Origin of the sequence: Rhodohalobacter halophilus (assembly GCF_001715195.1) — a bacterium.
Taxonomy (GTDB): Bacteria; Bacteroidota; Rhodothermia; order Balneolales; family Balneolaceae; genus Rhodohalobacter; species Rhodohalobacter halophilus.
The window spans coordinates 20,421-31,911 of sequence record NZ_MDWE01000031.1 but is presented as its reverse complement, the minus strand read 5'-3'; the positions used below and the strand labels follow the sequence as shown (position 1 = coordinate 31,911).

The following is an 11,491-nucleotide window of genomic DNA, read 5'->3' as shown; positions in this document are numbered from 1 at the left end:
TTCTTAAGTTTTATGCATTGAGTAACAAACAGTTAACCAATCCAGTAAAACATTATGAAAAAAGCAGTTACGATAATCACGTTTGTTTTAATGACACTTCTTTCATTTCAAGCCAATGCACAAGATGCCGTCAAAACCGGCGCTAAAGGCGGATTAAACTTTGCAACAATGAGCGACGGATATGACAGCCGGACTGGCTTTGTTGTAGGAGGGTTTGCAAAATTTGGGATTCCAGACTCACCTCTCTCAATTCAGCCCGAAATCATGTATAGTCAACAGGGTGGAAAAGTAGATAATAATGAAGTGAGGATAGATTATCTGCAAATACCCGTACTCTTTAAATTCGCAATGAATCAAAATACAACTGTTGAGCCAAACTTGTTTGCCGGTCCGTATGCAGGTTTAAGATTGCTTGCAGAACAGGATGGCGGTACCGGAGGGTTGTTTGGCGGAAGCACAAACATCGAAAGTCAAACTGAACAGGTTGATTATGGGCTATCTTTCGGTGGCGGAGTTGATATCGAAGTTGGAAATTCCATCTTTACTATGGATGCGAGGTACAACTTTGGTCTTGCCAATGCATTTACCGACAGAGATGGAAAACATCGTGTATTTGCCATTACGTTTGGGATTAGTCTTCCGAGCAGCAGTAATTAAGATTTTGGCTGAGAAGATCATGTAAATCTTTGTTTTAATGACCGAAATTGATTTATTGTTGTAACAAAGGTTGAGGGAAACGATCCTAAGTAAAACAAATCACATAAAACGACAGAGGAAAGACATGAGAAAGCTAACAAGCCTGCTGGTTGTAATTTTTATAACAACCGTAATGGCACAATCTGTGCACGCCCAGAGTCCGGTAAGTTTCGGGCTGAAAGCCGGGATGAATATTTCAAATCTGCATGGTTCAGATTTTGAGCCGGACGCCAAAACCGGGATACTATTGGGAGCTGTTTTAGATATTAATGTACCGGCACTTCCATTCGGTGTAGAGAGCGGGGTTTACTATAGCCAAAAAGGTGCCGAATTAAGTGGGGATAATTTCGAATCAAAAATAAAGCTGGATTATATTGAAGTGCCTGTGATGGCTAAATTTCAATTGGGCCCTCCCGGACCCATTACTCCAAGTTTAGCTGTGGGCCCTTACCTTGGATTTAATGTTAATGCCGAAGAGGAGTTCAGCAGCGGAGGTGTAACCCAAACTGATGATATTAGCGATGGCATTAAAGGTACAGAGTTTGGTGGCGTAGGAGCTCTTGGTCTGGATTTTAACCTTGGCTTAACTAAGTTGAATGCAACTGCACGTTACAGTTATGGATTTACATCGGTATGGGATGACAGTGATGTGGACAGTGATCGTAATGCAGTCTTCTCAATTGCCTTGGGCATCATGTTTTAAGAGCTGGCCGATTTATCTTTTTAACTGTAAGCCCCGGAATCTATTTCGGGGCTTTTTTGTCTTTTTGATATCGAGAACCGGTAGCTGATATACCCCATGCCAACTTCATGATTACAAAACTTCTATACCTAAACTGGAAACTGTTTTTGTCGAAACTGACGACGTTTCAGACAATTCTTCTGATTGGGTATAGTCTGTTTTTGATTGTAATGACAGTGAATTTAATGGGTTCGGCAGTAGTTGTCATTTTTCTCGACTCAACCGCAGAACTTGCAGTCGATCTGCCATGGCTCACTCCAGAAATTCATCAGCTTATCATCCTTGTGTTTGCGAACGTTTTCTGGATTCTGCACTTTTCATTTACGAGTACCCGTCTGCTCAACATGGAACAGAATCGAAAGCTGCTCTCATTTGGTTATCCGGCAGGTAAACTCTCCTGGCATCTTAACCTGATGGCGCTTTACCACCCGGTAAATATGATCTACAACATCACCTGGCTTGTTTTTCTCTCACTTCAGGTCAATAGCGGATGGAACATCCCTATTCTGGTTACGGCGGTTCTGCTCAATTACGGGATGATATTCTCCATCAAACACCGGTTTCTTCGGATGGTGGAAAAACGATTCAGAATCATCGTTTTCAGCTTTATTTTTATTGTGTTCGGGGTGATTTCATTGCTGACTATTTTTTCACGAAGACCGGAATCAGTTATCGGGCAATTTGCAGAGCATTTTACAGGTTTCATAGAACTTTTTTACTGGTTGCCCGGAGGGCTCCTCCTGAAATCCGCATCTTACTCCCATGAGCCGCTTCTTACCACCGTTCTGTTTGGATTCCTTTTTACGCTGACCTTTCTCATTTTTCGTGATCACTACTACAAAACAAAAGAAGGTTTGATGAAGCCCCCTGCCATTAAGCTTCGCCGGGAAGCAGGTTCACTTCTTCGCTTTTTAAAAAAGTGGTTAGGCAGCAATGCAGGAAAGTACTACTACTACGTGATGACTCACCCGTACAACAAGCTGCAGGTGTTCGCAATTGCCCTCATTCCGCTTGTGTATATACCGCTGCTTCTGCTGGTTGATTTCGGTGTAATTTCTACAATCTTGATTACAACCATGCTGGCAGCCATTCCGGTGGCGCTTCTCGGTATGGTGATGGCCAACCTGTTCGGATATGAGCACCGTGAGTTTTTGCTTCATCTGCAGCTCCCGGTTCCATTTGAGCGTCAATTAAAAGAGAGGGTGCTGGGGATCATTGTTGTGCCACTCTTTATTTTTTACGCAATAACCATCTTTGAGCTGATCTACCTGCCACAGCTCGGGTCCGTTTTCTCCATCTATATTGCAAATACATTCTTTTTTGTATGTTTCATGCTGATTTTTTTGTGGAGTTCATTTTATCAATATCAGCAGGCGAGTTACAGCTCATTTAGCTTCAAGCACCCTGTAATTCCACAAAAAGTGACTTTTACAATGTCATCCGCGATATTCATTCTCGGTTACACGGTTTTTGTTCCGCTTGGCGAATGGCACCCCTATCGGTTATGGGTGATGACTGGGCTGATCGGCGCAATCAGTATCTACTTATGGCTTAATTTTGATCTGCTTTCCAAAGCATTCAAAAATAAGATTTTGAATCAGCTTTGGAGCGACTATTGATTATCGGGTTTAATGTGTTCTCAATCTCATGACAAGATTATTTCTTGAACTTAACGGGAAACTTTGGTGGCGATCCCTGCGCGCTGTAGAAATTGGAGCAATTCTTTTTTACTCCCTTTTTCTCTTATTGGTATTTGGGCAATTTGTAGGTGTTGGATTTACATTGATATTCGCTTCCGATCACGCTGCTGTACAGGAACAGTTCCCTTGGTATACGGCAGAAGTTCAGTATATGATCCATCTGCTTTTTATTAATCTGGTCTGGTTTGCCCAGCTTTTCTATACAAAGATCAGCCGCCTTCGCCTTAATGATAACCGAAAGCTCTTAGCTATGGGCATGCCTCTGCACAGGCTAATCAACTACATGAATATTGCCGGATTTTTACACCCGGTAAACCTACTTTTTAACCTATTCTGGTTTATTTATCTGGGTTTGATGGCAACCACAATTATTCAGGCCATTATGGTATCCATTCTCATTGTGCTCAACTACGGACTGATTAATGCCATCAAGTGGAGATTTAAAAGGTTTACAGCAGGGAATTCAAATAGAATTAACGGGCTTTATGGGATGCTTGCAATGCTTTTTCTCATTTTTCTCGTTCAAATTGATTTGAGTCAGTATTTTGCCAAGCCTGATGTTTATGCTCCCATTGTAAATAACTGGCTGGTTTACACTCCCGGAATGGTGATCTACTCTTCCGCCATCTGGACCCCGGGGCAGCTCAACGTACTCGTAACGTTTGTTACGGTTTTGATCTGTGGCTTTCTTCTTCAACGAGATCTTTACCTACAAACCGAGCGTGCCCTTTTAACACCCGCATCAAGTGAATCGAATGACAAAGAGAACAGCGGGGTTCGGCTTTTTATCAAATGGCTTGGGCTCCATGGCGGGAAATATTTCTACTCTGTCTGGAAACACCCATTCAGTAAAACCCAGATTCTTCTCACCTATTTCTTTGTTATTCCATACATCATTTTTATCTCAACCGGAACAGAAAACGGTGGTTTTATGACATCTATTTTACTGTCTCTAATTCCGGTAATTTTCTTAATGGTGCTGATGGCAAATATGTTCGGTTTCGAAAATCGTGAATTGCTGTTAACCCTTCAGGCTCCCATACAGCGCGGTCAAATTATTCGGGAGCGCCTGCATACGGCTTTTAAGATTACGGCCGCAGGATTGCTCTCAGTGCTTATTTTTATTCCATTTTTATACTACTCTGCTGTAACCATGCTACAGGTTTTTATCGGGGTAATCTTCATCACACTGGTTTTTGCACACTACGTTTTTCAAAGCTCTATGACCAATTATAAAAAAATTGAAGACGTGAGTCTGATGTCTGTATCAAATCCGGTTGTGCCCGCTTCCGTGAATTTTACGGGTATGTTTATCGTAGTGCTAATTGGAATGATAACATTCCCCGTTTTGGAGAATTTACAGTGGTTTCACATTACGGCACTTCTTGCCGGTAATCTAATACTGCTGTTTCTGTATATTAAAAAGCTACAAAGTGTATCTGACTCTTTTAATGAAAAAGTGATCCCCCAGCTATGGAACGAGCTCTGATTATTGAGAAACTTACAAAGGCTTACGACAAAGAACCGGTTCTGACCGAGCTGGATCTGGAAGTACCAACAGGAACTATTTTTGGGTTGATTGGTCCCAACGGTGCAGGTAAAAGTACGCTGATCGGAATATTAACGGGCTTGCTCGACTACAACGAGGGATCCATTATCATCAATGGATTGAGTTACAACTCCTCGAATGAAATTGAGATCAAAAAAGATGTGGCATCTGTTTTGCAGCCACCTCTGCTATTCGAAAATTTCACCTCTCATGAGTTTATAACATACGTTTGTGAGATGTACGGAATTGCATCTCACGGGCTGAATGAAAAGATTAAATCCCTATTCGACTATTTTGAGATCACAGAATTTACTCATGTAAAAACCAAGCAGCTTTCCTCAGGAAGCCGGAAAAAATTGGCGTTTTGTGCGGCTATTCTAACAGAACCCAAACTGCTATTTCTGGATGAACCGTTTGAAAGCGTGGATGTGATATCGATCGGACGTATGAAAAATGTGATTCGAAGATTAAAAGAGAAGGGGACAACCATTTTTATCACCAGCCACATTCTTGAAGTGGTAGAAAATCTATGCGACGATATCGCCATTCTGCACAAAGGGAAAATCCTTGCTTATCTCGATTCAGCCACACGCAAAGAGCTGGAGAAAAACTCCAATTTAAATGAGATTTTCGAACAGTATGTGGAGTCGGGCGGACGCAGTGTGGAGTCGCTCAGTTGGTTGTAATTTCCGCTTTTCGCTTACCGGGACGGATCAGAGTCAAGCACACCAAAACAAATAGGCCCCCTGCAATGGCCGTTACATAAAATGTACCTTCCAGGCTGATATGCAGATATACGAGCCCAAGAATATATGGACCGACCGCCTGGCCTATTCTCATCACCATCCAGTTAACAGAGAGAAATGCAGCCCGAAACTCTTTGGGCGCATAGCCGGTCAGTAAGTTGAGAATACTCGGAATGTTCATACCCTGTGCCACACCAAAAAGTGAAATTGGAAGGATAAAAAACCAGATGTTATCAACCATTGGGATGATGAGAAAAATCAACGTATAGAGAATGGCCGCGGTTGTGATCAGGTTTTTTTCACTGAATCGCTGAGTAAGTTTGCCAAGCTGCGCGGATGTAATGGCGGTTACCAGGGAAGATCCGGACAGAATAACCCCAATGGCGAGCGAGCTTTTAGCAAATTTCTCATCCAACAGGATGGTGAAGAATGTGATGTATCCGCCGTAGAGAATGATAAACGTGAGAAACATGCCCAAAAACAGCCCGAGAACCATTTTAGACATCAGGGCAGATTTCACCTCCTTCAGGTAGAGGTTCATACCCAATCCATTTTTTTCACTGTTCTGATTCAGAAAAAAGAGAGCAAAAAGCCCCACCGGTATGGCAAGCAGGCTCAGAAAAAATGGGTAGTGCCAACCCAGTATTGCAAGGGCTCCGCCAATAGCCGGATACATCGCCGTGCCGATGCTCAGAACACTACCGTTATAACCCATAACGGTTGCCCGTTTATTGCCGGAGTAGAGATCGCCGATGAGTGTTAAATTGAGTACCCCTAACGCAGCACTCCCTGTTCCCTGAAAAGTACGAAACATCAGAAGCTGATCAAATGAGGTGGCAAATGCACACGCTGTTCCGGCAATTCCGAATAGAAAAAGGGAGGGAATCAGGATGACCTTTCGGTTGTACCGATCCGCAAGCACTCCAAAAATGGGCGTGAAGATGATTCCGGGAAGAGTGAAAAATGTAATCAAAAGCCCAATTTGATCGGAAGATACATCAAGTGAACGGGCAATGGATGGGAATGCCGGTGCTATACTGGAGACCCCCATTACAGCCGTGAGTGTGACTCCGAATATGATGTATAAGTTTAAATCTTTTAAAAGACTTCGATTCGACTCTTCTGAATTCAAAAAAGGAGTGTTATTGGGTGAAATTCTGTTTTAATTTGGGTGTATGAAAATAGGCCATTTATCAGAGAATTGAATAAAGTGTTTTAAACCATTTTCGTTCACGATTGCTTAGGTGAAATTTTTGATACAATTCGATAAAAAAAATTGTTACCATCTGAAGGTTCTAATTTAAAATATAAATACAGGTGTTGATTTGCTGATTAAAGAGCATGTGCTGACTGATGTTGAGAGTCAACAATACACAATTAAGTTTGCCAAGACGGAAGAGGAAGTTGAAGAGGCTCTTCGATTAAGATACAGGGTATTCAAAGAGGAGCTGGGCCGAGATTTTGATTTCAAAGAGGGTGTGGATAAAGATCGGTATGATGACCAGTCGCACCATCTCATTGTGGTTGAAAATAAGACGGGTAAAATTGTTGGCACCTACCGTATGCAGACGTTTGAGCAGGCTCAAAAGGGGAATGGGTTTACAAGTGAGGTAAGATTTGAAGTGAACACTTTACCTGAAGATGTGCTAAAAAATGCCGTTGAAGTTGGAAGGGCGTGTATAAGCAAAGAGCATAGAAGCGGCCGTGTTCTGTTTCTGCTTTGGAAAGGATTTGCCGGCTATCTGGAGCATTTCAATAAAAGGTATCTGTTTGGTTATGCCGCCTTAGATACAAGTAACCTGAAAATAGCCCGCAATACGTTCGAATATCTGAAAAAAGAGGGGCACCTGCATCCCGACTACTATATTGAGCCTAAAGAGGAGTTTAAACCGTTTGATAATCCCGGGGATGCAGAGAGTAAAGAGATCGAAATTCCGCCGCTCTTTAAAAACTATCTGGATGTGGGCTCAAAAGTAATTGCCGGGCCATCCTTTGATAAAAAGCTCAACCTGATACACTTTATGATCCTTTTGGATGTGGAGAAAATTTCAGACCGCACTCGAAAAATGTTTTTCGGATAGTCAGTAATTTAAATTAACCTGAAGGGAATGAGATCCTTTATCGCGTCCACAAAAATCTTTTTCCTGATCGTCTATACGCTCTCAATCTACCTGATCTATCTGCCTATTTATGCTCTGTTGAGGGTTTTTAGGCTAAGGGTTGAACCGCTCAGAAATCTCTATATGTACCTATGGTCGAAAGGGATGTGTACAGTACTGAATATTCGGGTGGTAACGGAGGGAAAACCGCCGGAAGCTCCATTTTTTCTGGTTTCGAACCATCTCAGCTATATCGACATCATCCCGCTCTATTTAAATGTGAACTGCACCTTTGTAGCAAAAAAAGAGGTGAGATCGTGGCCATTACTTGGGTTTATGGTAAAGACGATGGGCGTTATTTTTGTGGATCGATCAAGGAAAAGAGATGTAACCCGTGTAAATGAGCTGATTTCAAAAAGTCTGAATCGATATCAGGGGATGATTCTTTTTCCGGAGGGAACGACATCCGCCGGGGAGGAATTGTTGCCGTTTCGGCCATCCCTGCTCGATTTTCCCGCCAACAGAAATATTCCGGTCCACTACTGCTCAATCAAGTACAGTACTGCAGAACAGAAGGGAGATCCGCCAGCCGATGAATCGGTCTGTTTTTACGGTGCCCGTGATCCCTTTCATGTACATGTGATGAAGTTGGCGAAGAACCGCCGGATTGATTGTAATATCCGATTTTGTGAAAAACCCGTACAGTGTGATGAGCGGAAATTGCTTGCTGAAAAACTGCACACGGGAATGAGTAAAATTTTTGAGCCGACGAGTTAGTCAGGAAAGGTCGTTCATCTCTAAATAAAGCAACCTTCCAAAGGTTCAGAATCCTAGGAAGGTTGCAGATAATACAGTTGCGGTTTAATCTATCAGTGCTTTTTTGACCTGTTTTCTGCGTTTCTTCGAAATTCCGACCACAACAGTTGGAACGACGAAAAGCGTCAGAACCGTGGCAAATGCAAGTCCGCCAATTACGGATCGTGCCAATGGGCTCCACGTTTCGGACCCGGCTCCAAATTCGAGCGCAAGCGGAATCATAGAGAAGATGGTTGTCATAGCGGTAAGCAAGATCGGACGCATTCTGCGTTTGCAGGCTTCAATAAAAAGGGTGGTATAGTCGGGAGAATCTTCTTTCCCTTTGGTTTTCAGGTGAATGTAGTCGAGGAGTACAATTCCGTTGTTTACCACAATTCCAATCAGAATAACGATCCCGATGTAGGCAGGAACACTGAGTGGAGTTCCGGTAATGTAGAGGAACAAGAGGGAGCCAAAGAAGGCGAGTGGAACAGAGAACATCACGATAAAAGGATCGCGGAGATTCTCGAAAACGGAAGCCATCACCATGTACGTAAGCATTAATGCAAAAAAGAGCGCGAGCAAGATTTCGCCTGAACTCTGCTGCTGGGAGAATACCGAACCGGAAAATTCGTATCGGTATCCATCGGGAAGAATAATTTCATTTTCCAGTACGTCAACTACACGCTGCTGATACTCTTCCATATCACCCCGTACCATAATCATGACATCGAGCAGGGTTTCCCGGTCGCGGCGTGTAATGGTGCTGAGGCCTTCAACGGGGACAAACGCACCCAGGCCGGTAACCGGAATGCGTTGGTCTCCGATCTGTGCCAGCTCCAGCCCGAACAGGTCTTCCCGGTTCTGGAATTGGTCTCGATTATTTCGGACCTGAATGGCAATTTCGCGTCCCTCTTCTCTGTAGAAGCCCGCACGTGAACCCCGCGCTTGTGCACCCAGTGCGCTTGCCACACTCTGTGAAGTTACGCCGGTACGGCTGATTCGGTTTCGGTCGAGCTGATACTGAAGTTCCGGCATAGGGCGAGAGCGCGGATTACTTACCGACATAACCTGGGGGTCGTCGATCAGAGCGTTTTCCATTTCGAGTGTTAATCGCTGCAGGACTTCCACATCGGGGCCAATCAGACTGACTCGAATTCCTCGTCCTCCCCAACCGCCTCGACCCATCGGAATACCGCCGCTGCCGCCCAGGTTTGCAATTTCAATATTGATATCGGGTTCGCGAAGCATGGTTTGCAGTTCAGATGCGATGTCGCTGGTAGATTTCTCTCTGAGGTTTTCATCCACAAGGGTTACGCTTAAATTCCCGCCATTGGTTTGAGTACTGCGGCCTCGCCTTCCAATATTGGTAATTACTGTCTGTACATCAGGTGACTCAATGAGTTTACCGGTATATTCGCGAAGTTTTTCGGCTGTGGTTGCCAGATTGGTTCCGGCCGGGAGTTCAATCCGAAGGTCAAACTGTCCTTCATCTGTTTCCGGGAAGAACTCTTTCTGAATATCCTGAAACAGATAGCCGGCCCCGATGATGACAAGAACCACACCAACGGTAATGACATATTTTCTGGCCAGTATCCACTCTAAAATTTTGATGTAGTTGTTTTCAAGAGATTTAATCCAGGCGAATGTGTAGCTCTTTTTGAGAAACTCCTCTCGTTTCAGCAAAAGTGAGGCAAGTACCGGAATCAGTACAATAGAGGCGATAAACGAGATGGTAATAGAGATGGAGATGGTGAGAGCAAGGTCTTTTGCCACGGTTCCCTGAAAACCGCTCAAACCCATGATGGGTATAAAAACGGCAAGGGTGGTAAGGGTTGATCCAAGAAGGGCTCCCCCCACCTCATTGGTTCCATTTAACGCAGCTTTAAATCGGCTCTCACCCTTTTCGAGCTGGCTGGCAATACTTTCAGACACAACGATGGAGTTATCAACTAACAAACCGATCGCAAGTGCAAGGCCTGTAATGGAGATGATGTTTAGTGTGATATCGAGGAAATACATGAAGGCAAACGTAGCCGTAAGTGATACCGGAATACTCATTGCTACCACAAAGGCAATTCTCCAGCCGCCCATAAAGAGTAATAGTATCAGAATAACCACGACCAACGCAATAAGTGCAGACTGAGCCAGATTTGAGATTGAGTCCTCAATAAACTGCCCTTCGTTATTCAGAACCTGCATGGTTACACTTGCCGGCAGATTCGGAGCGAACTCCTGCATTGTCTGCACGACCTGCTGGGTAACATCCAGCGTATTTGCATCCGACTGTTTCTGAATTTCTACGGTTACACTGTTCCTGCCGTTAATCTCAACAATATTGGTGATATCTTCATAGTCATCTCTGACGCTGGCCACATCTCGGACCCGAATCGGCGCACCATCGCGCATGGTAACGATGGTTTGAGCGATCTGTTCAACATTGTCATACATTGAATTGGCCCGGATACTGTAACTTGTTCTGTCGGCTACAATACTGCCCACAGGCTGTTGAACATTATTTGACTGAATGGCTCCGGTAACATCCGAAGGGAGGAGCCTGTGGCGTGAAAGTGCCTCGGGATAGAGATCGACATAGATGTTACGGTTCAGGCCGCCGCGTGTCTCAGCAGAAGCTACCCCGGGAATTCGTTCAAAGCGGGGTTCCATAAATTCGACGGATAGTGTCCGGAGTTCATCCAGCCCCAGCACATCAGATTCCACACTGAGCTGCATAATAGGAGCACGGTCCGGATCAAACTGAAAGATAAAGGGTTCATTCGCTTCGGCAGGTAATTGCGGTCGGATACGGTCAACAGCTTCACGAACCTTCTGCTCGGTTACCATAATATTGGTTCCCGGCTTTAATCTAAGAATAAGAAATGCTCCTCCCTGTCGCACATTTGAGTCGAGAGATTCTACTCCTTCCACTCCCATAATTACACCCTCAATCGGTTCAACAACCAGCCGGAGCATATCGTCGGGAGCTACATTAGAGTAGTTTACCGACACCGCCATTACCGGAATATTGAAGGAGGGGTAGAGGGTCACCTTCAGGTTCATCAGGGAGAAGATTCCAAAGCCGATTACAAGCAATGACATCATGATGGCTGTTACCGGCCGCTTCAGAATTCGTTCTGTGATTGTGATTTTTTTCATATCGAATG

The 11,491-nt window shown here is 44.1% G+C and carries 9 protein-coding genes; 7 read left to right on the top strand and 2 right to left on the bottom strand.

Annotated elements, in window-relative coordinates:
- Positions 1-54: 54 nt before the first annotated feature.
- The 5 genes from BG260_RS09135 (at position 55) to BG260_RS09115 (ending at position 5,373) form a co-directional block, all read left to right on the top strand.
- On the top strand, positions 55-657 hold the full coding sequence (locus tag BG260_RS09135) for a porin family protein (protein ID WP_069131909.1): 603 nt from the start codon (positions 55-57) through the stop codon (positions 655-657).
- A gap of 124 nt (positions 658-781) precedes the next feature.
- Positions 782-1,399, top strand: coding sequence for a porin family protein (locus BG260_RS09130; RefSeq protein ID WP_069131907.1), 618 nt, complete (start codon positions 782-784; stop codon positions 1,397-1,399).
- A 146-nt stretch (positions 1,400-1,545) separates the two neighbouring features.
- Positions 1,546-3,057 (top strand): hypothetical protein, encoded by a 1,512-nt coding sequence (locus tag BG260_RS09125; RefSeq protein WP_245683936.1) that lies wholly within the window; start codon positions 1,546-1,548, stop codon positions 3,055-3,057.
- Between the two features lie 28 nt (positions 3,058-3,085).
- Positions 3,086-4,627 (top strand): hypothetical protein, encoded by a 1,542-nt coding sequence (locus BG260_RS09120; RefSeq protein ID WP_069131903.1) that lies wholly within the window; start codon positions 3,086-3,088, stop codon positions 4,625-4,627.
- Positions 4,612-5,373 (top strand): ABC transporter ATP-binding protein, encoded by a 762-nt coding sequence (locus BG260_RS09115; protein ID WP_069131900.1) that lies wholly within the window; start codon positions 4,612-4,614, stop codon positions 5,371-5,373. Before BG260_RS09120 ends, BG260_RS09115 begins: the two co-directional genes overlap by 16 nt.
- Here BG260_RS09115 and BG260_RS09110 read toward each other — a convergent pair.
- Complete coding sequence (locus BG260_RS09110) at positions 5,360-6,565, bottom strand: MFS transporter (protein ID WP_069131899.1); 1,206 nt, start codon at positions 6,563-6,565, stop codon at positions 5,360-5,362. The two genes, BG260_RS09115 and BG260_RS09110, sit on opposite strands and share 14 nt — an antisense overlap.
- Positions 6,566-6,758: 193 nt before the next feature.
- Here BG260_RS09110 and BG260_RS09105 point away from each other — a divergent pair, with 193 nt between their 5' ends.
- Both BG260_RS09105 and BG260_RS09100 read left to right on the top strand, forming a co-directional pair.
- On the top strand, positions 6,759-7,514 hold the full coding sequence (locus BG260_RS09105; protein WP_069131896.1) for a GNAT family N-acetyltransferase: 756 nt from the start codon (positions 6,759-6,761) through the stop codon (positions 7,512-7,514).
- Between the two features lie 27 nt (positions 7,515-7,541).
- On the top strand, positions 7,542-8,309 hold the full coding sequence (locus BG260_RS09100; RefSeq protein ID WP_069131895.1) for a lysophospholipid acyltransferase family protein: 768 nt from the start codon (positions 7,542-7,544) through the stop codon (positions 8,307-8,309).
- An 84-nt stretch (positions 8,310-8,393) separates the two neighbouring features.
- Here the strand turns inward: BG260_RS09100 and BG260_RS09095 are convergent, their stop codons facing one another.
- Positions 8,394-11,483: an efflux RND transporter permease subunit gene (locus BG260_RS09095; protein ID WP_069131893.1), complete on the bottom strand. Its 3,090-nt coding sequence runs from the start codon at positions 11,481-11,483 to the stop codon at positions 8,394-8,396.
- Positions 11,484-11,491: the final 8 nt, after the last annotated feature.

Excerpts from the sequence above, each read along its gene's own strand:
- BG260_RS09095 (WP_069131893.1), bottom strand. The coding sequence starts at position 11,483 with ATGAAAAAAATCACAATCACAGAACGAATTCTGAAGCGGCCGGTAACA.
- BG260_RS09120 (WP_069131903.1), top strand. The coding sequence starts at position 3,086 with ATGACAAGATTATTTCTTGAACTTAACGGGAAACTTTGGTGGCGATCC.
- BG260_RS09135 (WP_069131909.1), top strand. The coding sequence starts at position 55 with ATGAAAAAAGCAGTTACGATAATCACGTTTGTTTTAATGACACTTCTT.
- BG260_RS09115 (WP_069131900.1), top strand. The coding sequence starts at position 4,612 with ATGGAACGAGCTCTGATTATTGAGAAACTTACAAAGGCTTACGACAAA.
- BG260_RS09100 (WP_069131895.1), top strand. The coding sequence starts at position 7,542 with ATGAGATCCTTTATCGCGTCCACAAAAATCTTTTTCCTGATCGTCTAT.
- BG260_RS09130 (WP_069131907.1), top strand. The coding sequence starts at position 782 with ATGAGAAAGCTAACAAGCCTGCTGGTTGTAATTTTTATAACAACCGTA.